Source organism: Enterobacter sp. UPMP2061, assembly GCF_053709615.1.
Genome location: NZ_JBSKJP010000001.1, coordinates 531391 through 556857, shown reverse-complemented (window position 1 = coordinate 556857; position 25467 = coordinate 531391). Strand labels below are relative to the sequence as shown.

At 56.8% G+C, this 25467-nt stretch carries 19 protein-coding genes; 11 read left to right on the top strand and 8 right to left on the bottom strand.

The annotated features are described in order from the left end of the window. The first annotated feature begins 69 nt into the window (after nucleotides 1-69). From iroC to ACWKXX_RS02655, 3 genes are all read left to right on the top strand, one after another. Nucleotides 70-3729, top strand: coding sequence for a salmochelin/enterobactin export ABC transporter IroC (gene iroC / locus ACWKXX_RS02665; protein ID WP_454540759.1), 3660 nt, complete (start codon nucleotides 70-72; stop codon nucleotides 3727-3729). Nucleotides 3730-3830: 101 nt separating this feature from the next. Beyond that, the gene (locus tag ACWKXX_RS02660) at nucleotides 3831-5060 is read left to right on the top strand and encodes an esterase family protein (RefSeq protein ID WP_284329782.1); all 1230 of its coding nucleotides are present in this window, start codon (nucleotides 3831-3833) and stop codon (nucleotides 5058-5060) included. An 83-nt stretch (nucleotides 5061-5143) separates the two neighbouring features. Further along, nucleotides 5144-6100: an alpha/beta hydrolase gene (locus tag ACWKXX_RS02655; RefSeq protein WP_261666354.1), complete on the top strand. Its 957-nt coding sequence runs from the start codon at nucleotides 5144-5146 to the stop codon at nucleotides 6098-6100. Nucleotides 6101-6144: 44 nt separating this feature from the next. On the opposite strand, the gene iroN is transcribed toward ACWKXX_RS02655, so the two are convergent. The 7 genes from iroN to mntR all read right to left on the bottom strand — a co-directional run bounded on the left by iroN (nucleotide 6145) and on the right by mntR (nucleotide 15675). Next, the gene (gene iroN, locus ACWKXX_RS02650; RefSeq protein WP_026080738.1) at nucleotides 6145-8319 is read right to left on the bottom strand and encodes a siderophore salmochelin receptor IroN; all 2175 of its coding nucleotides are present in this window, start codon (nucleotides 8317-8319) and stop codon (nucleotides 6145-6147) included. 346 nt (nucleotides 8320-8665) lie between these two features. Continuing rightward, a complete protein-coding gene (locus tag ACWKXX_RS02645) occupies nucleotides 8666-9706 on the bottom strand; it encodes an aldo/keto reductase (RefSeq protein WP_015571054.1) in 1041 nt (346 codons plus the stop codon). A 102-nt stretch (nucleotides 9707-9808) separates the two neighbouring features. Continuing rightward, the gene (locus ACWKXX_RS02640) at nucleotides 9809-11332 is read right to left on the bottom strand and encodes an efflux transporter outer membrane subunit (RefSeq protein WP_261666355.1); all 1524 of its coding nucleotides are present in this window, start codon (nucleotides 11330-11332) and stop codon (nucleotides 9809-9811) included. Beyond that, nucleotides 11332-12903: a DHA2 family efflux MFS transporter permease subunit gene (locus tag ACWKXX_RS02635; RefSeq protein WP_015571056.1), complete on the bottom strand. Its 1572-nt coding sequence runs from the start codon at nucleotides 12901-12903 to the stop codon at nucleotides 11332-11334. The genes ACWKXX_RS02640 and ACWKXX_RS02635 overlap by 1 nt, the downstream gene beginning before the upstream one ends. Beyond that, a complete protein-coding gene (locus ACWKXX_RS02630) occupies nucleotides 12900-13994 on the bottom strand; it encodes an HlyD family secretion protein (RefSeq protein ID WP_015571057.1) in 1095 nt (364 codons plus the stop codon). The genes ACWKXX_RS02635 and ACWKXX_RS02630 overlap by 4 nt, the downstream gene beginning before the upstream one ends. Before the next feature lie 101 nt (nucleotides 13995-14095). Then, the gene (locus ACWKXX_RS02625) at nucleotides 14096-15205 is read right to left on the bottom strand and encodes an anion transporter (RefSeq protein WP_017384914.1); all 1110 of its coding nucleotides are present in this window, start codon (nucleotides 15203-15205) and stop codon (nucleotides 14096-14098) included. Beyond that, nucleotides 15202-15675 (bottom strand): manganese-binding transcriptional regulator MntR, encoded by a 474-nt coding sequence (gene mntR, locus ACWKXX_RS02620; RefSeq protein WP_040117407.1) that lies wholly within the window; start codon nucleotides 15673-15675, stop codon nucleotides 15202-15204. Before mntR ends, ACWKXX_RS02625 begins: the two co-directional genes overlap by 4 nt. A 183-nt stretch (nucleotides 15676-15858) precedes the next feature. Here mntR and mntS point away from each other — a divergent pair, with 183 nt between their 5' ends. Further along, nucleotides 15859-15987 carry a manganase accumulation protein MntS gene (mntS, locus tag ACWKXX_RS02615; RefSeq protein WP_017384915.1) on the top strand — a complete coding sequence of 43 codons (129 nt, stop codon included), beginning with the start codon at nucleotides 15859-15861 and terminating at the stop codon, nucleotides 15985-15987. 269 nt (nucleotides 15988-16256) lie between these two features. After that, on the top strand, nucleotides 16257-17840 hold the full coding sequence (locus ACWKXX_RS02610) for a phosphoethanolamine transferase (RefSeq protein ID WP_032670278.1): 1584 nt from the start codon (nucleotides 16257-16259) through the stop codon (nucleotides 17838-17840). 114 nt (nucleotides 17841-17954) lie between these two features. Here ACWKXX_RS02610 and ompX read toward each other — a convergent pair whose 3' ends face one another. Then, nucleotides 17955-18473, bottom strand: coding sequence for an outer membrane protein OmpX (gene ompX, locus ACWKXX_RS02605; RefSeq protein ID WP_003858450.1), 519 nt, complete (start codon nucleotides 18471-18473; stop codon nucleotides 17955-17957). A gap of 354 nt (nucleotides 18474-18827) precedes the next feature. Between ompX and rhtA the strand changes: the two genes are divergently transcribed. From rhtA to ybiO, 6 genes are all read left to right on the top strand, one after another. Beyond that, nucleotides 18828-19715 (top strand): threonine/homoserine exporter RhtA, encoded by an 888-nt coding sequence (rhtA, locus tag ACWKXX_RS02600; protein ID WP_017384917.1) that lies wholly within the window; start codon nucleotides 18828-18830, stop codon nucleotides 19713-19715. 298 nt (nucleotides 19716-20013) lie between these two features. Then, nucleotides 20014-20517, top strand: coding sequence for a DNA starvation/stationary phase protection protein Dps (gene dps / locus ACWKXX_RS02595; protein WP_000100801.1), 504 nt, complete (start codon nucleotides 20014-20016; stop codon nucleotides 20515-20517). Between the two features lie 361 nt (nucleotides 20518-20878). Further along, nucleotides 20879-21622 (top strand): glutamine ABC transporter substrate-binding protein GlnH, encoded by a 744-nt coding sequence (glnH, locus tag ACWKXX_RS02590; RefSeq protein ID WP_003858455.1) that lies wholly within the window; start codon nucleotides 20879-20881, stop codon nucleotides 21620-21622. 93 nt (nucleotides 21623-21715) lie between these two features. Continuing rightward, nucleotides 21716-22375, top strand: a complete 660-nt coding sequence (gene glnP / locus ACWKXX_RS02585; protein ID WP_003858462.1) for a glutamine ABC transporter permease GlnP — start codon at nucleotides 21716-21718, stop codon at nucleotides 22373-22375. After that, nucleotides 22372-23094 carry a glutamine ABC transporter ATP-binding protein GlnQ gene (gene glnQ / locus ACWKXX_RS02580; RefSeq protein ID WP_006809503.1) on the top strand — a complete coding sequence of 241 codons (723 nt, stop codon included), beginning with the start codon at nucleotides 22372-22374 and terminating at the stop codon, nucleotides 23092-23094. The genes glnP and glnQ overlap by 4 nt, the downstream gene beginning before the upstream one ends. Nucleotides 23095-23214: 120 nt before the next feature. Further along, nucleotides 23215-25425, top strand: coding sequence for a mechanosensitive channel protein (gene ybiO / locus ACWKXX_RS02575; protein ID WP_023303335.1), 2211 nt, complete (start codon nucleotides 23215-23217; stop codon nucleotides 25423-25425). The last annotated feature ends 42 nt before the right edge of the window (nucleotides 25426-25467 follow it).

Below are 25467 nucleotides of genomic sequence, written 5' to 3'. Positions count from 1 at the left end.
TCGGGCTGGCGCTTTTTTTTGCACAGCGATCCGACTTGGATCCTATTGTTTACAGACGGAGGAGGCTTAATGCCTGCGACTCACTCTCCCACTCCTGCGCGGTCCTGGATAGTTCGCCTGGCACGCGTGTGCTGGGAACGTAAGAAACTTAGCATCATCGTAGTGGTAGCGTCGGTCTCGACCATTCTGCTGGCCGCGCTGACGCCGTTGCTGACAAGGCAAGCGGTGAACGACGCGCTGGCGGGCAATCCGACTCGTCTGCCGTGGCTGGCCTGCGGGCTATTGCTGATTGCCTTTTTTGATTTCATCGGTAACTACGTGCGCCGCGGTTATGCCGGGGAGCTCTCGCTCTGGGTGCAGCACACCCTGCGAGGACGGGCATTCGACAGTATTCAAAAACTTGACGGCGCAGGCCAGGACGCACTGCGCACCGGGCAGGTGATTTCACGGACCAACAGCGATCTGCAGCAGGTGCATACCCTGCTACAGATGTGCCCGGTGCCGCTGGCGGTGTTCACTTATTACATTGCCGGCATTGCCGTGATGCTGTGGATGTCACCCGCCATGACGCTCATCGTCGTGTGCGTACTGGCATGCCTGGCTATCACTGCGCTGCGCGCGCGTCGCCGGGTCTTTGCGCAAACCGGGCTGGCCTCGGACCGACTGGCAAATCTCACCGAACATATGCGCGAGGTGCTGGCGCAGATCTCAGTGGTAAAATCCTGCGTGGCGGAGCTGCGTGAAACGCGCTGGCTGGATCGCCAGTCGCGGCAGATGGTGCGGGTACGCATCGGCGCGGCCATCTCGCAGGCGATGCCAGGTGCCACCATGCTGGCGCTACCGGTGCTCGGGCAAATCGTCCTGCTGTGCTACGGCGGCTGGTCGGTTATGCACGGGCGCATCGATCTCGGCACCTTCGTGGCGTTTGCCAGCTTCCTCGCGATGCTGACCGGGCCAACCCGTGTACTGGCATCGTTTCTGGTTATCGCCCAGCGCACCCAGGCGTCCGTGGAGCGCGTGTTTGCTCTGATCGACACCCGTTCGCAGATGGAAGACGGGACGGAGGCGGTTAACGGTCAGGTTATCGGGCTGCAACTGGAGAATATGAGCTTCGAGTACCGTGGCGGCAGACGCATCCTCAGCGATGTCTCCTTTTCCCTGCACGCCGGTGAAACGGTGGCGGTAGTGGGCGCATCGGGTTCCGGGAAATCCACGCTGCTGATGCTGCTGGCGCGTTTTTACGATCCCAGCGCCGGAGAGATATGGCTCAACACCAGCGCAGGCCGACAGAACCTCCGCGATCTCAGGCTGGAGGCGCTTCGTCGTCGGGTAGGCGTTGTGTTTGAGGATGCTTTTCTGTTTGCCGGTACGGTGGCGGAAAATATCGCCTACGGGCACCCTCAGGCAACGGCGGACGACATTCGCCTCGCGGCGAGGGCAGCAGGAGCCAGCGATTTTATCAACGCCCTGCCGAAAGGCTTCGATACCCAATTAACCGAACGCGGTACGAATCTTTCCGGCGGACAGAGGCAGCGAATCGCGCTGGCGCGGGCGCTCATTACCGCGCCGGAAGTGTTGATCCTCGATGACACCACCTCTGCGGTCGATGCCGGTACTGAAGCGGAGATCAACACCGCGCTGAGTCGCTATGCTGACGAAAAGCATATGCTGCTGGTGATTGCCCGACGCCGTTCGACGCTTCAGTTAGCCAGCCGGATTGTGGTGCTGGATAAGGGCCGGGTGGTGGACACCGGAACCCAGGCAGAACTTGAAGCGCGCTGTCCGGCGTTCCGCGCGCTGATGACCGGCGACGGCGATTTCCTCGCGCCTTCCCACAGTGGGCCTAACGGATTGTGGCCGACCGTACCAGCGGCACAAGACGATGCGGCGCAGACGGGGGATAAAGGCTTTGTCGCCCGTATGACGCGCGTGCCGGAAAATGCAGTACAGCAGGCGCTGGCCGGTAAAGGCCGCAAAGTTACGTCGCTGCTGAAGCCCGTGGCGTGGATGTTCGTCATCGCCGCCCTGCTGATCGCCCTCGATTCGGCGGCAGGCGTCGGGGTACTGATACTGCTGCAGCGCGGCATTGACTCCGGCGTTGCCACAGGCGATATGTCGACTATCGGCCTCTGTGCCCTATTCGCCCTGTGCCTGGTGGCCGTGAGCTGGTGCTGTTATTCACTACAGACTGTCTTCGCCGCCAGAGCGGCAGAGTCAGTCCAGCATACGGTGCGCTTGCGCAGCTTCGGCCATATGCTGCGTCTTGGTCTCCCCTGGCATGAAAAGCATGTCGATTCACGTCTGACCCGCATGACCGTAGATGTGGACTCTCTCGCCCGCTTTCTGCAAAACGGCCTTGCCGGTGCAGCCACCAGCCTGGTGACAATGTTCGCCATCGCCGCCGCCATGTTCTGGCTCGACCCGCTCCTGGCGCTGACGGCATTAAGCGCGGTGCCAGTGGTCGCACTGGCAACCTGGATTTATCGCCGCCTCAGCTCCCCTGCTTATGCGCAGGCGCGGCTGGAAATAGGCAAAGTCAACAGCACCCTGCAGGAGAAAGTCTCCGGCTTGCGCGTTGTGCAATCGCATGGCCAGCAGGAACAGGAAGCCGCCCGGCTGCGCGCGTTATCGGATCGGTTCCGTGCGACCCGCGTACGTGCGCAAAAATACCTTGCCGTCTATTTCCCGTTCCTGACCTTCTGCACCGAGGCCTCCTATGCCGCCGTTCTTCTGGTGGGTGCATCGCGGGTCGCCGAAGGCGAAATGACCGCCGGGGTGCTGGCGGCTTTCTTCCTGCTGCTGGGGCAATTCTATGGGCCAGTGCAGCAGTTATCAGGAATTGTCGACGCCTGGCAGCAGGCGACGGCCAGCGGCAAACATATCAATGAACTGCTGGCGACCGAAGGCACAGAGAACATCGAGCCCTCTTCCGCACCGCCCGCCACCGGCGCGCTGCATCTTAATGAGCTCACGTTCAGTTATCCCGACAGTCCTCAACCCGCGCTGAACAAACTTACCCTGACAATCCCTGAGGGAAGGGTCGTCGCGGTCGTTGGTCGCAGCGGTGCGGGTAAGTCAACGCTGATTAAGCTGATCGCCGGATTGTATTCCCCCACCCACGGCAGGATCAGCATTGGCGATCGGATAATTGATGATGCCTCGCTTGCCGATTACCGTCGCCAGATTGGGCTGGTCGATCAGGATGTGGCGTTGTTTAGTGGTGATATCGCGGAAAACATTCGTTATTCACGGCCATCCAGTACCAATGACGACATTGAGATTGCCTCTCAACAGGCAGGGCTGTATGAGACGGTGCGCAATCTGCCGCAGGGATTCCGCACACCGGTGAATAACGGCGGTGCCGATCTGTCCGCAGGTCAGCGCCAGCTGATTGCGCTGGCCCGCGCACAACTGGCGAATGCTCACATCCTGCTGCTCGATGAAGCCACGTCACGCCTGGATCGCACATCCGAAGAGCGATTGATGTCATCGTTAACAGACGTCGCGCACGCCGGGAAGCACCTGGCGCTGATTGTGGCGCACCGTCTGACCACCGCGCAGCGCTGCGATCTGATTGCCGTTATCGATAAGGGGCAGCTTGCGGAATACGGCACCCACGAACAGCTGTTAGCGGCCGGCGGCCTCTACACCCGCTTGTGGCATGACAGCGTCGGCAGCTCTGTTCCCCATCGCCAGCACGACATCACGGGGGAAATCGTGGAAGAGTAATTGCGCACGTAAGACATTACAAAACACGCGCTAAAGCGGCTGTTCCCGGAATAGCCGCTTTAGCTATTTATACTGACACCCTTCATATTCAAAGAGAGTGAATGCTGAACATGCAACAACATCCCTCTGCTATCGCCAGGCTGCGCAGCCAGCTGGCAGCAGGCCACATTGCTAACCTTTCTGACTTCTGGCGAGACGCTGAGTCGCTAAATGTACCGCTGGTGACGCCAGTCGACGGAGCGAAAGACGAGCGTGATGTGACATTTATGTGGCGCGCCAGGCACCCTCTACAGGGCGTTTATCTGCGTCTGAATCGGGTGACGGATAAAGAGCACGTGGCGAAAGGGATGATGACCGCCCTTCCCGCGACGGATATCTGGACTCTGACACTGCGTTTACCCGCAAGCTACTGCGGCTCCTATTCGCTGGTGGAAATCCCCCCCGGCACCCCGGCCGAGACGATTGCACAGTCCGGAGGCCGCTTTGCTACCCTCGTCGGGCACGCCGATCCGCTAAACAAAACGCCGGGGATCAACGTTCGGGGAAGCACACAGGAGTCGGTGCTGGCGCTTGATAAAGCCCCCGCCCAGTCCGAATGGCGCGGCGGGTCACCCAGCGGGCAATTGCTTACCTCGGCGCGCACTCTCGCCGGGGAATCGCGCCGGGTTCGGCTCTATCTGCCGGACGTTGATGTTTCGCAGCCCCTCGGCCTGGTGGTGCTGCCCGATGGTGAAACCTGGTTCGATCACCTTGGCGTATGCGCGGCAATTGACGCCGCCATAAACAACGGACGCATCGTGCCTGTGGCTGTACTTGGCATCGACAATATCGATGAACACGAGCGAACTGCGATACTCGGCGGGCGCAGCGAGCTGATAAAGGATATCGCCGACCAGTTGTTGCCGACGATCCGCGCCGAACACCCGCAGCGGCGGTGGGCAGACCGTTCGCGCACCGTGCTGGCCGGACAGAGCCTCGGCGGGGTCAGCGCGCTCATGGCCGCTCGTTACGCACCGGAAACGTTCGGGCTGGCGCTCAGCCACTCCCCTTCGATGTGGTGGACGCCAGAGGGTGCCAGCCGGCCAAACGTGTTCAGCGAAACCGATACGTCATGGGTGAGCGAACATCTGCTTTCTGCCCCGCCGCAGGGCGTGCGCATCCGCCTGTGCGTGGGATCGCTGGAAGGTTCGACGGTACCCCACGTTCAGCGGCTGCATCAGCAGTTGCTTACCGCTGGCGTCGACAGCCATTGCGCAATGTATACCGGGGGTCACGATTACGCATGGTGGCGCGGCGCACTGATTGACGGGCTTGGTTTACTCCAGGGTTGACTTGACCCGCGAACACTTTCAGGCAACTGTACAGGCTTCCTGAATAAAGAAAATGTCACCTGCGGAAAAGGAATAAACATCAGATGTATGCCCGCGAGTATCGCCCAACACGCTCACGCAAGGCGCTTGTCACTCTTCTTTCTGGTCTCACCCTTATCGGGAGTGCGCACGCTTTCGCAAAGCCGGATATGCAGCCACTGGGGCCGAATATCGCCGATAAAGGCTCTGCGTTTTACCATTTCAGCGTCAACTCGTTCGACTCCGCCGATGGCAGCCGCCATTATCGGGTATGGACGGCCGTGCCAAATAAAGCCGCACCGGCGTCGGGCTACCCGATTTTATATATGCTCGACGGCAACGCAGTTATGGACCGCCTGAACGACGACCTGCTCAAACAGCTGGCAGAAAAATCACCGCCGGTGATTGTGGCTGTCGGGTATCAGACCAACCTCCCCTTCGATCTCAACGGCAGGGCCTACGACTATACGCCAGCAGCAGAAACCGGCAAAACGGATACCCGCAACGGGCGTTTTAACCATAAGAGTGGGGGTAGCAACGACTTCCGCCAGTTACTGGAAACGCGTATAGCGCCAAAGGTGGAACAGGGATTGAATATCGATCGGCAGCGTCGCGGCCTGTGGGGGCACTCCTACGGCGGCCTGTTCGTGCTGGATGCATGGCTGTCTTCCCCTTATTTCCGGACGTATTACAGCGCCAGCCCGTCGTTGGGCAGAGGCCATGATGCGCTACTGAGCCGCATCACGGCGGTTGAGCCGTCGCAATACTGCGCCAGGCGCCTGATGATAATGGAAGGTTCGGCGACACCGGGCGATAACCGGGAAACGCATGCTGCCGGAGTGCTGACGAAAATTCATGCCACCCTCGCCACGCTGGAAGATAAAGGCGTCAATGCCGCCTTTTGGGATTTCCCAAACCTGGGACACGGGCCGATGTTCAACGCCTCCTTCCGCGGAGCGCTGTTAGATATCAGTGGTGAAAACGCAGGTAACACAGCAGGCTGTCATTCATTAAGCCGCTAAACACTGCCCGCCTTGACGCGGGCAGTACACCTGTAACACTACGATCAAAATGACGCGGTAACACCGGCATAATAAGCCCGGCCAGGCTCGTTATAGGTATTCGCCCCTTCGGAAGATCGGTAAATCTGTTTATCTAAGATATTGCTGACACCAACGTTAAGACGCAGATTTTTATTAATATCGTAATTGAAGTTCGTCCCCACCAGCGAATAAGCGCCCAGCTCTTTACCTGACAGACCGCCAGTATCTTCACTACGAGTTTCCGAATGAGTACGCGGTTTTTGTCTGCCGTATAACGTCCAGTTGACGCTGGCAGAGAACGCCTGGGTGATGGTCCAGTCAAGCGAGTTATTAATGGTGTATTTCGGGATGATCGACAGCGGATTACCGGTGTCTTTTTGCTCCGAGGTGATCATCCAGGTGGCATTGGTATTCCAGTTCAGACGATCTTTCACCAGCGGGAACGCCATGCTGGCTTCGATACCGTCCACCAGCGCTTTCCCGCCGTTCTGCCACTGGAGAATATATGCGCCGGAAGCGGTTTGCCCGATAACATTATCGCCGGCCACGATCTTATTCTGGTAGTCATTGCGGAAGTAGGTCACGCTGGCATGGTAATCTTCCCAGGCGAACTCCAGCCCAATTTCTTTATTGATGCTAATTTCCGGATCGAGATCTTTATTACCGATCAGGTAGCAGCCGCCCGATGTAATATCTTTTGGACAACCGTTGCCTTTCGAGTAGAGCAGATAACCTTCGCTGGATTGATACAGGTTTGGTGCTTTAAAGGTTCGGGCAATCCCCGCTTTGACTTTGAAGTAATCGCCCAATTCCTGCGAGAGGTTCAGGCTGGGGCTGAAGTTACCGCCGGACTCGTTGAGATAATCAAAGCGCAGGCCGGGAATGATATTCGTGCCGGGAACCGGCTCAATATTATCTTCAATATACAGCGCACTGATTTGGGAATGGTTTTTACTGCTGCGATCCGCAGCCGAGCCAGAAATGCCGCCGATATCACTGTCATCCACGGTCAGGCTGGTAGAGGAAGGATCGTCGAGCTCATCGCGGCTCCACTCCGCACCCACGGTCAGCGTTTGATCGACCAGCGCATTCAGCGGAATATTAAGCTCGCCGCTGGTTCGCCAGGAGCTCAGGCGATTGGTCGTGAACTTTTCATCCGCCGAAATACGCCCTTCACCGCCGCCGGATAATCCTTCATTCATGCGGGTGTTATTGGTTTTCTCGTAATAGACACCAAAACGGCTTTGACCCCAGTCCCAGATACCATTATGTGTAACGCCATAATTCTGCCGGTACAGGCGGTTCGTCTCTTCGCCGGATTTCGCCAGGCTTTCAGTGACGGCACTGGAAGAACTGTTTTGCGTATCGCCCGCATAGATATTCCCCTGGCGGCTATATCCGGCTTCGAAATCGATAATTTGCTGCGGATTTAATTTCCACGAGACAACGCCGTTAATATCTTTGTTGCGCACCCCTTCATGCCCGGCCGCGTTTTTCGTACCGGCCGAGGAGTTAATATCCCAGCTGTCGGCATCGGTTTTATTCAGGTTTCCGTACAGGCGCATGGTCAGCGCATCGCCAGCCAGCGGCCCGCTAAGGCTGAAGTTGGCGCGACGCGTAGCGCCTTCGTCGCTGCTTTCCGGCTGGTTGGTGTATAACGACAGCGAACCGTGCCAGTCGTTGGTAGGGCGTTTGGTAATGATGTTCACCACCCCGCCCGCTGCGCCCGAACCGTAGCGTGCCGCCGCAGGGCCGCGGATCACTTCAATACGCTCAACCTGTTCCGGTGGCACCCAGTTGGTGTCGCCGCGGGTATCACGCTCTCCACGCCAGCTATAACGCACGGCGTTGCGCGACGTCACCGGCACACCATCAATTAAAATTAAGGTGTTCTCCGGCCCCATGCCGCGAATGTCGATCTGGCGGTTATTACCACGTGTACCCGAGGCGCTGTTGCCGGTCAGATTTACACCGGGCATTTTGCGAATAATATCGGAGAGATCGTTGACCGGAGGGTTCTTTTTAATATCTTCGCTGGTAATAATCGACACGCCCGGCTGCTGTTTGAGTACCTGCTCAGCGGTGGCTTCCACCACCAGGGTCTCGTCGTTATCATCGGAGGATTTTGCCAGTGATACCTGACTGTTCAACCCTGCCAGGAGCGCAGTGAGCGGCCAGAAGATCTTGATAATTCTCATACCCATTCCCTAATACATGCCTAACGTAAAAGTGATCGATCGTTAAGCTCACATCCTTGCCAGATATTTTAAACTGCCATTATTTTTATAATAAGAATGATAATTAATATCATTTGGAGAGGATTAAGGCAATCCTTAATACACGGATGCGCGCATTAATGAAACGCACGCATTGGCCCGGAGTGATTCTTCCCGGGTACCGCCCTGTGCGTTCGTAAAGCTGGCATACTGAAACAGCGGAAGAAGAGAACAGCCCATTGGTATTTCGTGTAGTGACATAACGTTAATATGTCATTACAAGGGAACGCAGCCCCGGTAAGCGCAAGCGCCACCGGGGAAAGAAAGGTTATTGTTGCGCTAACTGATTGCGACGGTACTCGCCCTGGCGCTCCAGCATCCAGCCAGGATACTCGCGCGGCAGCGCGCTGACCGCATCCAGCTGTTTCAGCTCATCATCGCTCAGCTGAATGCCGGTTGCGGCAATGTTGTCATCCAACTGATCGACCCGTTTCGCCCCGATGATGACGCTGGTCACCGCCTTCTGGTGCAGCAGCCACGCCAGCGCGATTTGCGCCACGGAAACGCCTTTACTTTCGGCGATGGTACGCATCACGTCCACGCAGTCGAAGGCGCGATCTTTATTCACCGGCGGGAAGTCGAACGCCAGGCGACGACTACCGGCCGCGCTCTGCCCGTCGCGATCGTATTTTCCGCTCAGCAGACCACCCGCCAGCGGGCTCCATACCATCAACCCGACGCCTTCGCTCTGCATCATCGGCACCAGTTCGCGCTCAAGGTCGCGCCCGGCGATGGTGTAGTACGCCTGCAATGAGGCAAAACGCGCCAGCCCCAGACGCTCAGAGATGCCGAGCGCTTTGGCAATCTGCCATGCCGCCCAGTTCGAGACGCCGATATAGCGTACGTGACCGTGCTGCACAAGATTATCCAGCGCGTAAAGCGTCTCCTCGATGGGGGTCGCGGGGTCGAAACCGTGCAGCTGATAGAGATCGATATGATCCAGCTGCAAGCGACGCAGGCTCTCCTTCACGCCGCTGATGATGTGATAGCGCGAGCTACCGCGCGAGTTCACCCCCGCTGTGCCGGTTTCACCGAACACCTTGGTGGCAACGACCACGTTTTCGCGCGGAATTTTCAGGTTCTTCAGCGCCTGCCCGGTGATCTCCTCTGAACGCCCTTCCGAGTAGACATCTGCCGTGTCGATAAAATTGATCCCGGCGTCCAGCGCGCGGCCCACCAGCTGCTCGGCGTCGCTTTGCTGAAGCTGACCAATTTTGCCCCACATGCCGCCTTCACCGCCGAAGGTCATGGTGCCGAGGCAGAGTTCAGAAACAAACAGTCCGGTATTGCCCAGTTTTTGATAACGCATAACGCTTTCCTCGCATGTCGATTGGGTGTCTGTTAGTTATACCCGCCCCCCAGCCATCGCGAATGTGGCGTTCCTGTCCGTTTCTTGCCCAATCCTCTGAATCTATCCGCGCGGGGCGTCGCCAAAGACGCTGTAGTCTGGCAGCCGCACCTGCTGATACGGCTCCCAGCCGCCGCCGAGGGCTTTGTAGAGCGCCACCAGGTCAAGCGCGCTCTGCACCTGCGCCTGCGCCCGCTGCTGTTCGGCCTGAGCGAGCTGACGCTGGGCGTCCAGCACGTCAATAAAGCTGGCGATCCCCTGCCGATAGCTGTCGCTGGCGAGATCAAAGGCGTTTTGCAGCGCGTCGATGGTTTTCGCCAGGCCCGCTTTACGCTGCTGGTCGGTGCGATAGCTCACCAGCGCGTTTTCAACGTCGCCGAGCGCCGTCAGTACCGTCTGGCGATAGTCAAGCACTGCCGCCCCCTGCTGCGCGCGCGCCACCTTGACGCTGGAGACCAGCCGACCGCCCTGGAAAATCGGTATGGAAACCTGCGGGCCAAAGCTGTAGAAGTGGCTGCTCCAGTCGGTCAGCCAGTTAGATTCACTGTTGCGCAGGCCAAACTGTCCGGAGAGGGTAAAGCTCGGGAACAGTTCTGCCACCGAGACGCCAATCTGCGCCGTGGCGGCATGGAGATTCGCCTCGGCTTCGCGCACGTCCGGGCGACGGCGGGCCAGCGTCGACGGAATACCGGTCTGCACAATATCTGGCAGGGCAGGCATCGGCTGCACGGATTGCAGTTCGGCATCCAGCGCGCCCGGCGGTTTGCCGAGCAGGATCGCCAGCCCGTTCATCGCCTGGCGTTCCTGCGCCTGATACTGCGGCAGCTGCGCTTCAAGATTGCCCAGCTGCGCCCGGGCGTTCTCCACGTCCATCTGCGGCGACAGCCCGCCCCGCTGGCGGCTTTCGGTCAGATCCAGCGTCTGCTGTGCGCTTTCAATTTGCGTATTAAGCGTGGCAATGATGCTCTGCGCCCCACGCAGCTGTAGCCACGCCCGCGCCACTTCGGCTTCCAGCGAGACCAGCGCATCGTTACGCTGCTCAATCGCCGCCCGCTGCTGCGCCTCAGCCGCTTCTACCTGACGGCGCACCTTGCCCCACAGGTCGATTTCCCACTGGGCGTCGAAGCTGCCCTGATAGAGGTTTATCGGCTGCGTCAGCGGGCCTAACGCGCCCCGCAGTTCAGGATCGACATTATTCAACTGGTCATACACGCCGTGGGATTTCAGCTCCCCTTCCAGCCCAAGCTGCTGGCGCGTCGCCTGCACATTGCCATTCACCGACGGGAAAAACGCCCCGCCGGCCTGGTTAATCTGTTCGCGCGCGCCAGCAATGCGTAATACCGTTTGCTGTAGCGTCAGATTCCCGGCGATGGCGCGTTCAATCAGGCTGTCGAGCTGCGGCGAGCCGAAGGTTTTCCACCAGCGCGGGTTAGTGGCCGCGGAGGAAGTTTGCGATTTCACCGCGCTGTCGCCCTTATCGTTCCAGTGCGTGGTGGCGGGCGGTGCTGGCTGTTGGTAGTCCGGCCCGACGGCGCAGCCCACCAGCAGCATCATTATCATCAGGGGGTGTAAACGTCTGTGTATCATCAGTGTGCTCCTGCACTCCCCTCGCTCTTAACCGGCGAGAGCAACAAACAAAACGGAATCAGTAATAGGGCCACCGCGCTCAGAATGGTGAAGACGTCGATGTAGGCCAGAAAGCGCGACTGCTCGATCATCGTCTGGTACATCCGCCCGGTGGCAATGCCGGTCGGATCGCCCACCTGAGTGGTGAAGTTCTGGATCGCCTGGGCGCTTTCGCGAATCGCCAGCTGGAACTGCTCGTTAAACGGCGAAGCGTGGTAAGCCAGATGCGCGCTGTGCGCCTGCGAGCGCTCGGTGATCGCCGCCGTCGAGAGCGAAATCCCAATCGAGCCGGCCACGTTGCGGAACATGGTAAACAGCGCCGCCGCGTCGGCGTTAAGCCGCCTCGGGATCGAGATAAAGGCGATGGTGGTCAGCGGCACAAACAGGAACCCCAGTCCAATCGACTGCGCGCTGCGGAACAGCACCAGCGTTTCGAAGTCGATATCCGGCGTCAGCGTGCGGGACCAGAAGAACGACACCGCCAGGCAGGTAAAGCCGAAGGCGATGATCCAGCGCGTCTGCACCACCGGCATCAGCTTCAGCACCAGCGGGATGGTCAGCACAATCAGCACCGCGCCGGGCGAGAGCACCAGCCCGGACCAGGTGGCGGTATAGCCCAAATCCTGCTGCGCCAGCTGCGGAATAACCACCGAACTGCCGTACAGGATCATCGCCATCCCCGCCATCAGCAGGCTGGAGATCGCAAAGTTGCGGTCCTTCATACAGTGCAGATCCACCACCGGCTTTCTGGCATACATCAGCCAGTAGATCGCGCCGATAATGCCGACCAGCGTCAGTACTGCGAAGGTGCGGATAAAGTTCGAATAGAACCAGTCATCATCTTCGCCCCGGTCGAGCATCACCTGCAAACAGCCAAGACCGAGGGCGATCAGGCCGATCCCCGTCCAGTCGACGGTGAGCTTCTCTTCCGACTTTTTCTCCCACGGCGGATCTTCCAGCAGCTGATAGATAGCCAGCACCGTCACAATCCCTACCGGGATATTGATAAAGAACACCCAGCGCCAGGAGTAGTTATCGGTGATCCATCCCCCCAGCGTGGGACCGAGTACCGGCGCGACGATAATGGCAATGGATGAAAGGCCAAAGGCTTTGCCCCTGTCCTCCGGCTTGAAGTAGTCGAGTAGCACCGACTGCTGGGTAGGCTGCAATCCGCCGCCAAAGAACCCCTGCATCACGCGGAACAGGATGATTTGCCATAGCTCGGTGGCGATGCCACACAGGAACGAGCAGATGGTGAACATCACAATGCAGATCAGGAAGAACTGCTTGCGACCAAACAGGCGGCTCAGAAAGGCCGAAATCGGCAGCACGATGCCGTTCGCCACCAGGTAGCTGGTGAGCACCCAGGTGGATTCGTCATAGCTGGCCGAGAGCGACCCCGCGACGTGGGGCAACGCCACGTTGACGATGGTGGTGTCCAGAATTTCCATAAACACCGCCAGGGTGACCACAATCGCCACCGCCCACGGGTTACTGGCGGGCTTCCAGTTATCGTGGCTGTGATCCGTCATTCCACGGTGACCTTCGGTTCAACCGACAGCCCCAGCGGCAGCGGCTTGTTTGGATCCAGCCCTTTATCAATGACGATTTTCACCGGCACGCGCTGAACGATCTTCACAAAGTTACCGGTGGCGTTTTCCGACGGGAAGGCGGAGAAGCGCGAGCCGCTGCCCTGCTGGATGCTGTCGATATGGCCTTCCAGCTCCATATCCGGCCAGGCATCGACGGACACGGTCACTTTGTCGCCCGGCTTCATGCGCTCAAGCTGCGACTCCTTGAAGTTCGCCACCACCCACACGTTCGGGGAAACCAACGAGAACAGCGCCGTACCTGCCTGCACCAGCGTACCGGGCTGGACGTTGCGTTTGGTGACAAAACCGTCGAACGGGGCGCGGACTTCGGTGTAAGAGAGGTTCAGGTTGGCGGTTTCCAGCTGCGCTCTGGCCTGATCGACCTGCCGTTCGCGGGCTTCGACGTTGGTCTCCTGCTGGCGGATTTGCAGCTGAACCTGCTCCGCCACTTCCAGCTGCGCCTGCGCGCTGGCCAGACCCGCCTGGGCACTCCGCAGTTGAGCGTTCGCGGCATCGATACTTTGTTGCGTGGTCGCGCGCGGGTCAACGCCGCGCTGACGGCGGTACTCCGCCTGCGCGTTGGCCATATCCGCCTGGGCTTTCAGTACCTGGGCTTTGGCTTCATCGCGCTGGGCGGGATATTGCACCTTCGAGAGCGCCAGCTGCGCCTGCGCCTGGTGCAACTGCGCAACCGCCAGCCCAAGCTGGGCCTGGGCCTGATCGCGCTGGGCGGTGGTATCACGCGGATCGATCACCACCAGCACATCCCCTTTCTTCACGCGCTGGTTATCCCGCACGCGAAGTTCGGTGACGTAGCCTGCCGTTTTTGGGGCAATGGTCACTACGTCGCCGTCGGTGAAGGCGTCGTCGGTGGTCTCTTCGTTACGGGTTAAAAACCACCAGACCAGCGCCACAATCACCATCACGATGACCACGATGCCAAGGATAATTAACGGTTTTTTCCCCGGGCGCTTGCGCTCGTTATTGTTTTGATCCTGCTCGTCAGCAGGTGGGTTTTGATCTTCTGCCATAGTTCAGCAACGGTCCTGTCAGTGAGCGGCATCACACTATGCCGTTCACTAAAGCTAGGACGTTGCTATACATTTGCCAGGAAAAACTGACAAATTGCGCACTATATGAGAAGGAATAGTCCGAAACCGACCGCCGCTGACCAGAGCAGCATCGGGATTGACCATAAATGGAAGCGCCACCAGATGCGGCGATCGTTGGCCATCCGCAGGGCGATGAGGTTAGCCAGCGAGCCAGGCAGCAGCCCAAAGCCGCCGACGTTGACCGCCCACGCCAGCAGTACCGTTGGGGGAACATAGTTAAGCAGCAAAATGGTGGACGGCACGTTACTGATCACCTGCGAGAGACCAATCGCCGTCAGCCATAATCCCGGCTGCGACAGACCGCTGACGCTATGGAGAACGTTCTGCAATACCGGAAGCTGGATCAGGAGATGGACGTCAATAAACATCGCCATAAACACCAGCAGCAGCGTCCAGTCAACGCTCACCAGCACCCGCCGGGCGAGGAACAGGAAGCCGCACGCCACCAGCAGCGCGCCCGCCAGCGCCTGGTTTAACTCCAGAGCGATAAGGAAAACGATATACAGCCCCAGGCAGCTCCAGACGAGACGCGGCTGCCACTGGGGGCCGGTTGTACCGCTGTGGTACTGCAACGATTTATTCGGGAAAGCAAACCAGCCCACCGCCAGCAGCGACGCCACGATCGCCAGCGCCAGCGGCGCCATCTGCCCGGTAAACGCGGTAAACGACAGGCCGGAGCGTCCCCACAGCAGAATGTTCTGCGGGTTACCGATAGGCGTGAGCAGCGAGCCCGCATTGACGGCCAGCGCTTCAAAGATAATCAGACGGGTAACCGGTATTTCACACAGCTTACGCAGCGTGAGCGTAAGCGGCACCACGATAAAAAGCGCCACGTCATTAGTGAGAAACGTCGACAACAGCGCCGCCGAAAAGACCATGAACAGGGCCAGTTTGCGCTCGGTGGCGAAGCGGCGCACCATTTTGCGCCCCAGCACGTCAAAATAGCCGCTCAGCTCCACGCCTTTGGTGAGCATCATCAAACCGCTCAGAGTAATAATGGTGCGCCAGTCTATGGCCGCCGGCCAGGTGTGCGGCGTGAAGGGCACAAAGACGCTGAGCCCAACGCCAGTGATCAGTAAAAGATGGAAAAAGCGATCGCGTTTCAGGGCCTGCAAGCCGGGGATGTTCATTCAGCGGAGGGACCGTATTTGAGCGTAAACTCGCAGAACTTCAACAGCGTCTCTTCACTGACGTGGTGTTCCATACCTTCGGCATCCCGACGGGCAATTTCCGGGCTGACGCCCAGCACCAGTAAAAAATTCTCGACGATCTGGTGTCGCTCGCGGCTCTCCTGCGCCAGCTTCTCGCCCTCAGCGGTGAGAAACACCCCGCGCCAGGGGATCATTTCGATCAGCCCGACCGACGCCAGACGTTTTAACATTTTGGCAACGGTTGGCTGCGACACCCCCAGGCGTGCGGCCATATCCACCTGGCGCGCTTCTCCAACCTCACGGATCAGATCAGAGATCAGTTCGACATAATCATCAATCAGCTCCCGGCGGTGCGCCTCACGCACCTGGCGGAAGCCTTCCACATGCTCTTCAACGTTCACCAGTTGCGTCGTTTTTTTTGTTGTTGGCTTACCTGCGCGACGGTTCATTGTGCTTCCTCAATGGGGTTGACGCTTCCAGCGCCCTGTAACGGAGCGCACATTGTAAACCATAGCTCTACAAGCACAAAAAATTAACGAATTAGCCATAGCTATACAATATAGCCTGTGCTATATCTGTATGTAATGCAGTCACCCTTCACGGATCGAAGGGATCATGAATCAGGAGGTCTTATGAATGAATTCAAGAGGTGTATGAACGTGTTTACCCACTCTCCTTTTAAAGTGCGCCTGATGCTGTTGAACATGCTGTGCGATATGTTTAACGCCAAACCGCAGCAGGACGACAATTCTTCCCACTAAGCGGCGTCGCGGTACGCCGCTTCATTTTCCCGTCACACTTACGTTGTAAACTGGCCTGTTCCCGATTATTTTTGCGGATTTGCAGCCCCCTTCGCAAAACATCTGTTTAGCAACTGTTGACCTTAATTCACGCTCGCACTATCTTCTTGCAGCCCTGCACAATTTGCGGCTCGCTGAAGCGGACCTCTCATTCCCTTTCCACGCACTGTCCGGCAGGCTTTGACCCTTGACGCCAGGGTGAGCACATGGCGTTTTCGTGATAGTGATCTATGAACGTAACCCTGATTGATACACTTGTTACCCGCAGCCGGGCCTTAAGCCCGTGGACGGGATTCTATTTTTTGCAATCGCTGTTGATTAACTTTGCTCTTGGCTACCCCTTTAGCCTGCTTTATGCCGTCGGATTCACCTGTATTCTTCACCTGCTCTGGCGAAGCGCACCGCGCGTGCAGAAAGTGCTTATCGGGATCTGTTCTCTGATTGCTGCCGCCTATTTCCCGTTTGGCCAGGCCTATGGCGCGCCGAACTTTAATACTCTGCTGGCGCTCCACTCCACCAATATGGAAGAGTCCACAGAGATCCTGACGATCTTTCCTTGGTACAACTACGTGGTTGGCCTTTTCATTTTTGCCCTCGGCGTGATTGCGGTTCGCCGTAAGCCCGTCGGGAAAAAAGCATGGGGTAAAATTGAAAGCCTGTGCCTGGCCTTTAGCGTGGTGACGTTTTTTGTTGCACCGGTACAAAATCTGGCCTGGGGCGGCGTGTTTAAGCTTAAAGATACCGGGTATCCGGTGTTTCGCTTCGTCAAAGACGTGGTGGTGAATAACGAGGAAGTGCTCGACGAGCAGGCGCGTATGGCCGAGCTTTCCACCATGAAAGATACCTGGAACGTGCTGGCGGTGAAACCGAAGTATCACACTTACGTGGTGGTGATCGGGGAAAGCGCGCGTCGCGATGCGCTCGGCGCGTTTGGCGGTCACTGGGATAACACGCCGTTTGCCAGCGCCGTTAACGGTACGCTGTTTACCGACTACGTGTCGGCCAGCGGCTCGACGCAGAAATCACTCGGTCTGACGCTCAACCGCGTGGTGGATGGAAAACCGCAGTTTCAGGATAATTTTGTCACCCTGGCCAACCGGGCAGGTTTTCAGACATGGTGGTTCTCTAACCAGGGACAGATCGGCGAGTATGATACCGCCATCGCCAGCATCGCGAAGCGTGCCGACGAGGTACAGTTCCTGAAAAGCGGTGATTTCGAAGCCGATAAAAACACAAAAGATGAAGCGTTGCTAAAAATGACGGCGCAGGTCTTTGCTACTCAGCGCACCCAGCCGCAGCTGATTGTCCTGCACCTGATGGGGTCACACCCGCAGGCATGCGATCGTACCGGGGGAAAATATGCGGAGTTTGTGCAATCCAAAGAGACCTCGTGTTATCTCTACACCATGACGCAAACCGACGATCTGCTCAGCAAGCTGTACGCACAGCTGCGCAACAGCGGCGACAGCTTCTCGATGGTCTATTTCTCTGACCACGGTCTGGCATTTAAGGAGCGCGGTAAACAGGTGCAGTATCTGGCACACGATGACAAGTTCCAGCAAAACTTCCAGGTACCGTTTATGGTGCTGTCGAGTGATGACAAAACGCATCGCATCATCAAAGCGCGCCGTTCCGCGAACGATTTCCTGAAATTCTTCTCACAATGGACGGGGATTAAGGCGAAAGAGATAAAAAATGATTACCCGTTTATCTCCGGGAAGAAGGGCCCGCCAGTTTACATTACCAACTTTAAGTTACAGAAAGTCGACTATAACCATCTTGGGACGGATATTTTCGATATTAAGAGTAAGTAATTTCTGCCGTTTCGTGCGGGCTGATGCCCTCACCGGCCCTCTCCCACGAGTAGAGGGTACAAACAAAAAAAATCCGCCACATTGGGCGGATTTTTTACTGGCTCACCGAAGTGATTAGAAGCGGTAACCTACGCCCGCGATCCAGGTGCCAACGTCAACGTTGCGGATACGGCTCTGCTCATAGGAGAAGTCCAGAGCAACGTTTTCGATTGGGTTGAACTGCATACCTGCGCCATAGGAGAAACCATAGTCGCTGTTGCTTGCAGTACGGTTCAGACCCTGGTTTTCGGTCTGCTGGAATTTACCGTAGCCAACACCTACAACACCGTAGATGCTTGCCCAGTCATTCAGGCGGTAAGCAGGACCCGCGGTGATGCCGTAGTACTGACCTTTATTGTAAGAGCCATTTTCAGTACGATCTTTCTCGGTGTAAGTGAAAGAACCGATCACACCCAGCGGGTTGTTGTCTTGCTCGTAACGGTACTTCAGGTTGAAACCGTTGGTTTTGTTCATCACGCCCTGCATATCGCTCTGAGCGTAACCACCGGTTACAGTAGAAGTTGCCGCTACAGCGGTACCTGCGGAAACAGCCAGAACAGCTGCCAGTGCTGAAAGACATGCAATTTTTTTCATAACCACCTCAAATGTGCTTCAAGTAAGTCCGTAAGTTTTAAATATATCAAAAAATTCTGTGAAACTCTTTGTCATTCACGATGTCTAATGCGACCTTTCCTGTAACAGAACATTTCCAGCACCAGCTATCTCGTTCAAATAACTCCAGATTTTCACCTGTAAATGCTAATAGTGCGCGTCATCGCCATTTAGTTCATCCAGATTATTCCTAATCTTTCAGGCGATAAAATCATCAACGTTTTCTCATTTTACGGATTTTCCCTGGATTTTTTTCAACAGTAGCTCAACCGTTGCAGCTTATTTCCATTACACTGCGACTTTTACCTCATTTGACATAAATTGACAGGAGAAAGGATGCCAGGTTTACCTCGTAAATCGTCGGTCTGGATGCCGGTGGCAGTCATACTTATCGCGATGATGTCCATACAAAGCGGCGCGTCGCTGGCAAAATCGCTGTTTCCGCTGGTTGGTGCGCCCGGCGTCACGGCGCTGCGTATCGCATTAGGCACCCTGATCCTCGTGGTTGTTTTTAAACCCTGGCGGCTACGGTTTAAAAAGGAGCAGCGACTGCCACTGCTTTTTTATGGGCTGGCGCTGGGAGGGATGAACTACATGTTCTATCTCTCTATTCAGACGATCCCGCTGGGGATCGCGGTCGCGCTTGAATTTACCGGCCCGCTGGCGGTTGCCCTCTTCTCTTCTCGTCGTCCGGTAGACTTTATCTGGGTCGTACTGGCCGTGCTGGGGCTATGGTTCCTGCTGCCGCTCGGGCAAAGCGTTTCACAAATCGATCTGACAGGGGCAGCTCTGGCGCTGGGCGCGGGGGCATGCTGGGCGGTGTATATTCTCACTGGCCAGCGTGCGGGGGAAGAGCACGGCCCCGCGACGGTCGCCTTAGGCTCGCTGATTGCCGCCGTTATCTTTGTCCCGATTGGAATGGCACAAGCGACAGACTCAATATGGCAATGGTCAATCCTGCCGGTTGGGCTGGCGGTTGCCATTCTCTCCACGGCGCTGCCCTACTCTCTGGAGATGATCGCCCTGACGCGCCTGCCCACACGCATTTTTGGTACGCTCATGAGCATGGAGCCCGCGCTGGCCGCCATCTCAGGAATGATTTTCCTCGGTGAAACCCTGACCCTGGTACAAACGCTGGCGCTCTGTTCCATTATCGCGGCGTCAATGGGCTCCACCCTGACCATGCGTCCGGAACCTAAAGTGGAAAAAATAGACCTCAACTAAGCCTTAAATTCTGCATGGCTAACCCGCCATGCAGAATATACGCCACGTCAGTAGCTCAAATAATTTCTTACAAACTCTCTCATATTGCCAAAATATTTCACCTGCTCGCCTTCCTGGAAAGTGAATTAAGATTGATCTGCATCAATTTAAATAAAACACTTATTTTTCAAAGTATTGATAATACAACCATCCTTTCACTATTAAACCAATAGGCAGAGCCAAATCGCAGAGAAAAAATCCGGTGCTATACTTAGTCCCGTAATTACCTGGGACACAAACATCAAGAGGATATGAGATTATGAGTACCGCTAAACTGGTGAAAACGAAAGCGTCTAATCTGCTTTATACCCGTAACGATGTATCGGATAGCGATAAAAAAGCGACCATCGAGTTGCTGAATCGCCAGGTGGTCCAGTTCATCGATCTTTCGCTGATCACCAAACAGGCCCACTGGAATATGCGCGGTGCAAACTTTATTGCCGTTCATGAAATGCTGGATGGCTTCCGCACAGCACTGGTGACTCACCTGGATACCATGGCCGAACGTGCCGTACAGCTGGGTGGCGTGGCACTGGGTACCACACAGGTGATCAACAGCAAAACGCCATTGAAAAGCTATCCGCTGGATATCCATACCGTTCAGGATCACCTGAAAGAGCTGGCGGATCGTTATGCGATTGTGGCGAATGATGTTCGTAAAGCGATTGGCGAAGCCAAAGATGAAGATACCGCTGATATCTTCACTGCCGCATCACGCGACCTGGATCAGTTCCTGTGGTTCATTGAGTCCAACATCGAATAATCCCTGCGGATTGTCCGAATAACCCTCGCCCCTGGCGGGGGTTTTGCACATTTATGGTGCGCACTTTTGCCCGCAACGGCCGCAAAAGTGAATAAAATGTAATAATCACCTCACACAACCGTTAACGGAAGATTGTTTTTTCGTCAGATTCTGCGCTAAATATCCCCCTGTCAGAAGACCTTAACGAAGCGCACCAAAACGGTGCTCCATTCTGGTGCAACCTGGCAGAATTGCCACGCTTTTTGTGCAATGCGTGACATCATCCCCTTTGCAAAACAACAGCTTGTAAAATTGGCACGATTTTTTCATTGTGCCTGAGGTTCTCGCAGGGGATCGCCCCGTGGATATAAAAGGAAATGCTATGAAGTCTGTATTAAAAGTTTCACTGGCTGCACTTACCCTGGCGTTTGCGGTGTCCTCGCAGGCTGCCGACAAACTGGTTGTGGCGACTGACACGGCGTTCGTACCGTTTGAATTCAAACAGGGTGATAAATACGTTGGTTTTGACGTGGATCTGTGGGCCGCTGTCGCAAAAGAACTCAAACTGGATTACACCCTGAAGCCAATGGATTTCAGCGGCATTATCCCGGCACTGCAAACCAAAAACGTTGACCTGGCGCTGGCAGGCATCACCATTACCGAAGAACGTAAAAAAGCCATCGACTTCTCTGACGGCTACTACAAAAGCGGCCTGCTGGTGATGGTGAAAGCGGATAACAACGACGTGAAAAGCGTGAAAGATCTCGACGGTAAAGTGGTCGCCGTGAAGAGCGGAACCGGCTCCGTTGATTACGCGAAAGCCAACATCAAAACCAAAGACCTGCGTCAGTTCCCGAACATCGACAACGCTTACATGGAACTGGGCACCAACCGCGCTGACGCGGTGCTGCACGACACGCCTAACATCCTTTACTTCATCAAAACCGCCGGTAATGGCAAGTTCAAAGCGGTAGGTGATTCCCTGGAAGCTCAGCAGTACGGTATTGCGTTCCCGAAAGGCAGCGACGACCTGCGTAACAAAGTTAACGGCGCGCTGAAAACCCTGAAAGAGAACGGCACCTATAACGAAATCTACAAAAAATGGTTCGGTACCGAGCCTAAATAATTTCACCTGACTTCAGGTTTGTAACGCCCGGTGGCGCTTCCGCTTACCGGGCCTACGTTTTTTGTTTTTCACCACGGTATACAGGAATACATCATGCAGTTTGACTGGAGCGCCATCTGGCCTGCCATTCCTCTCTTGCTTGAAGGCGCTAAAATGACCCTGTGGATTTCGGTCCTCGGTCTGGTTGGCGGGTTGATTATCGGTCTGGTGGCCGGTTTCGCCCGCACCTACGGCGGCTGGATTGCAAACCACATCGCACTGGTTTTCATCGAAGTGATCCGCGGCACCCCCATTGTGGTGCAGGTCATGTTCATCTACTTCGCCCTGCCGATGGCCTTCACCGACCTGCGCATCGACCCGTTCAGCGCCGCCGTTGTTACCATCATGATCAACTCCGGCGCCTACATTGCGGAAATTACCCGCGGTGCGGTGCTGTCGATTCATAAAGGCTTCAGCGAAGCCGGCCTGGCGTTAGGTCTTTCCCGTCGCGAAACCATTCGTCACGTGATCCTGCCGCTGGCGCTGCGCCGCATGCTGCCGCCGCTGGGTAACCAGTGGATCATCAGCATTAAAGACACCTCGCTGTTTATTGTTATCGGCGTGGCCGAACTGACCCGTCAGGGCCAGGAGATCATCGCGGGTAACTTCCGCGCTCTGGAAATCTGGAGTGCGGTCGCCGTTGTCTATCTGATTATCACGCTTGTCCTGAGCTTTGTTCTGCGTCGTCTTGAAAGAAGGATGAAAATCCTGTGATTGAATTTAAAAACGTTTCCAAGCACTTTGGCCCAACCCAGGTGCTGCACAATATCGATTTGAACATCAGGCAGGGCGAAGTGGTGGTGATCATCGGGCCGTCCGGTTCCGGCAAATCCACCCTGCTGCGCTGCATTAACAAGCTGGAAGAGATCACCAGCGGCGATCTGATCGTCGACGGCCTGAAGGTCAATGACCCGAAAGTGGATGAGCGCCTGATCCGTCAGGAAGCGGGCATGGTGTTCCAGCAGTTCTACCTGTTCCCGCACCTCACGGCGCTGGAAAACGTGATGTTCGGTCCTCTGCGCGTGCGCGGGGCCAGCAAAGCGGCAGCGGAAGCGCTGGCAAAAGATCTGCTGGCGAAGGTTGGTCTGGCGGAGCGTGCCCACCACTATCCTTCCGAGCTGTCCGGCGGCCAGCAGCAGCGCGTGGCCATTGCCCGTGCGCTGGCGGTGAAGCCAAAGATGATGCTGTTCGATGAGCCAACGTCGGCACTCGACCCGGAGCTGCGTCACGAAGTGCTGAAAGTTATGCAGGATCTGGCGGAAGAAGGCATGACGATGGTGATCGTTACCCACGAAATCGGCTTTGCCGAAAAGGTGGCGTCCCGTCTGATCTTCATTGATAAGGGCCGTATCGCGGAGGACGGGAATCCGCAGGCGCTGATTGCGAACCCACCAAGCCAGCGCCTCCAGGAGTTCCTGCAACACGTCTCCTGATAGCCACACCCAGAGCCGGGCATGCCCGGCTTTTTTACGCCGGATTGTTCCCAAAAACTCCCCTCCGCTCCCCGCGCTCTATACTTATCATTTTGCACGATATTTTTGTCGGAGGACGCCGTGCCGTGGATCCTGTTGCTACTGTTTAGCCTGTTTAGCGCGCCATCACTTGCTGTAACCCTTCCCGGCGTTACCACCGGAGCCACCGCCACCCAGCAAAATGCGCCGCCAGAGCCAGACGCTGAAAAGAAAAAAGCCGCCTACGGCGCGCTGGCCGACGTGCTTGAGAACGACACGTCCCGGCAGGAGTTGATCGATCAGCTGAGGAAGGTGGCCGCCACGCCGCCTCAGGATCCGGTTCCTGCTATTGCGCCGCCGGAAGCCGAAGAAGAAAAAACGGTGCTGGAAAACGTCACCGACATCAGTCGGCGCTACGGGGAAGCCCTGTCGTCGCGTTTTGCCCAGCTCTATCGCAACCTGGTTGGCACCTCACATAAGCCTTTTAATCCTCACACCTTTTCCGCAGCCGCCACCCAGTTTGCTATTCTGGCTGGCGCCGTGTTCATTTTTTACTGGCTGTTGCGCCTGTCTGTCTGGCCGCTTTACCGGAAAATGGGCCAGTGGGGGCGCAAAAAGAACCAGCATAAAAGCAGCTGGCTGCATCTTCCGGCAATGATTACCGGGGCGTTTGTCATCGATTTACTGCTGCTGGCCCTGACGCTGTTTGTCGGCCAGATGCTGGCCGACCGCCTTAATACCGGAAACAAAACCATCGCATTTCAGCAGGGACTGTTCCTCAATGCGTTTGCCCTGATTGAGTTCTTTAAAGCCCTCCTGCGGTTGATCTTCTGCCCGCGCGTGCCGGACCTTCGCCCCTTCGCCATTTCGGATCAGAGCGCCAAATACTGGGCGGTGCGGCTCAGCGTGCTGAGCGGGTTGATCGGTTATGGCCTGCTGGTTGCCGTGCCGATTATTTCCAACCAGGTTAACGTGCAGTTCGGGGCGCTGGCGAACGTGCTGATCATGCTGTGCATTACCGTCTGGGCGCTGTACCTCATCTTCCACAATAAAAAAGCGATCACCGACAGCCTGCTGCACCTGGCCGATCGCTCCCTCTCCTTTTTCAGCCTCTTTATTCGCGCCTTTGCGCTGGTGTGGCACTGGCTGGCCAGCGCCTATTTTATTGTGCTCTGTTTCTTCTCCCTGTTCGATCCAGGCAATAGCCTGAAATTTATGATGGGGGCGACGTTCAAAAGCCTGGCGATTATCGGCATTGCGGCCTTTGTCTCTGGCCTGCTCTCCCGCTGGCTGTCGAAAACGATCACCCTGTCGCCGCAGGTTCAGCGTAACTACCCGGAACTGCAAAAGCGGGTAAATGGCTGGATGACGGTATCCCTGAAGGTGGCGCGTATTCTGACGGTCTGCGTGGCAATTATGCTGCTGCTGAACGCGTGGGGGCTGTTTGATTTCTGGAACTGGCTGCATAACGGCGCGGGGGAAAAGACCGTTGATATTCTTATTCGTATCGCGCTGATCCTGTTCTTCTCCGCCGTCGGCTGGACGCTGCTGGCAAGCCTTATCGAAAACCGTCTGGTGTCGGATGTCCACGGCAGGCCGCTGCCGAGCGCCCGCGCCCGCACGCTGCTGACCCTGTGCCGCAACGCGCTGGCGGTTATCATCAGCACCATCACCATCATGATTGTGCTGTCGGAAATCGGCGTGAATATCGCCCCGCTGCTGGCGGGTGCCGGTGCGCTTGGGCTGGCGATCTCCTTTGGTTCGCAGACGCTGGTGAAGGATATTATCACCGGCGTTTTTATCCAGTTCGAGAACGGGATGAACACCGGGGATCTGGTGACCATCGGACCGCTCACCGGCACGGTGGAGAGGATGTCCATTCGCTCCGTCGGCGTACGTCAGGATACCGGCGCGTACCACATTATTCCGTGGTCATCGATCACCACCTTTGCCAACTTTGTGCGCGGCATTGGTTCGGTGGTGGCGAATTATGATGTCGATCGTCATGAGGATGCAGATAAGGCGAAGCAGGCGCTGCGGGATGCGGTGAGCGAACTGATGGAGATGGAGGACATTCGCGGGCTGGTGATTGGTGAACCGTCGTTCGCGGGTATCGTCGGGCTGACGAACACTGCCTTTACCCTGCGCGTGTCGTTCACCACCCAGCCCCTTAAGCAGTGGACGGTGCGCTTCGCCCTCGACAGCATGGTGAAAAAACACTTCGATCTGGCGAACGTGAGAGCGCCGGTGCAGACGTATCAGGTATTGTCGCCGCCCGCTTCGCCGCTGCCTCCGCAGGAGCCGACGCTGTAACCGAGCCGGGTGGCGGCTTCGCCTTACCCGGCCTGCGATGGG

Coding starts and splice junctions, on each gene's coding strand:
- iroC (WP_454540759.1), top strand. CDS start 70: ATGCCTGCGACTCACTCTCCCACTCCTGCGCGGTCCTGGATAGTTCGC.
- ACWKXX_RS02660 (WP_284329782.1), top strand. CDS start 3,831: ATGCTGAACATGCAACAACATCCCTCTGCTATCGCCAGGCTGCGCAGC.
- ACWKXX_RS02655 (WP_261666354.1), top strand. CDS start 5,144: ATGTATGCCCGCGAGTATCGCCCAACACGCTCACGCAAGGCGCTTGTC.
- iroN (WP_026080738.1), bottom strand. CDS start 8,319: ATGAGAATTATCAAGATCTTCTGGCCGCTCACTGCGCTCCTGGCAGGG.
- ACWKXX_RS02645 (WP_015571054.1), bottom strand. CDS start 9,706: ATGCGTTATCAAAAACTGGGCAATACCGGACTGTTTGTTTCTGAACTC.
- ACWKXX_RS02640 (WP_261666355.1), bottom strand. CDS start 11,332: ATGATACACAGACGTTTACACCCCCTGATGATAATGATGCTGCTGGTG.
- ACWKXX_RS02635 (WP_015571056.1), bottom strand. CDS start 12,903: ATGACGGATCACAGCCACGATAACTGGAAGCCCGCCAGTAACCCGTGG.
- ACWKXX_RS02630 (WP_015571057.1), bottom strand. CDS start 13,994: ATGGCAGAAGATCAAAACCCACCTGCTGACGAGCAGGATCAAAACAAT.
- ACWKXX_RS02625 (WP_017384914.1), bottom strand. CDS start 15,205: ATGAACATCCCCGGCTTGCAGGCCCTGAAACGCGATCGCTTTTTCCAT.
- mntR (WP_040117407.1), bottom strand. CDS start 15,675: ATGAACCGTCGCGCAGGTAAGCCAACAACAAAAAAAACGACGCAACTG.
- mntS (WP_017384915.1), top strand. CDS start 15,859: ATGAATGAATTCAAGAGGTGTATGAACGTGTTTACCCACTCTCCTTTT.
- ACWKXX_RS02610 (WP_032670278.1), top strand. CDS start 16,257: ATGAACGTAACCCTGATTGATACACTTGTTACCCGCAGCCGGGCCTTA.
- ompX (WP_003858450.1), bottom strand. CDS start 18,473: ATGAAAAAAATTGCATGTCTTTCAGCACTGGCAGCTGTTCTGGCTGTT.
- rhtA (WP_017384917.1), top strand. CDS start 18,828: ATGCCAGGTTTACCTCGTAAATCGTCGGTCTGGATGCCGGTGGCAGTC.
- dps (WP_000100801.1), top strand. CDS start 20,014: ATGAGTACCGCTAAACTGGTGAAAACGAAAGCGTCTAATCTGCTTTAT.
- glnH (WP_003858455.1), top strand. CDS start 20,879: ATGAAGTCTGTATTAAAAGTTTCACTGGCTGCACTTACCCTGGCGTTT.
- glnP (WP_003858462.1), top strand. CDS start 21,716: ATGCAGTTTGACTGGAGCGCCATCTGGCCTGCCATTCCTCTCTTGCTT.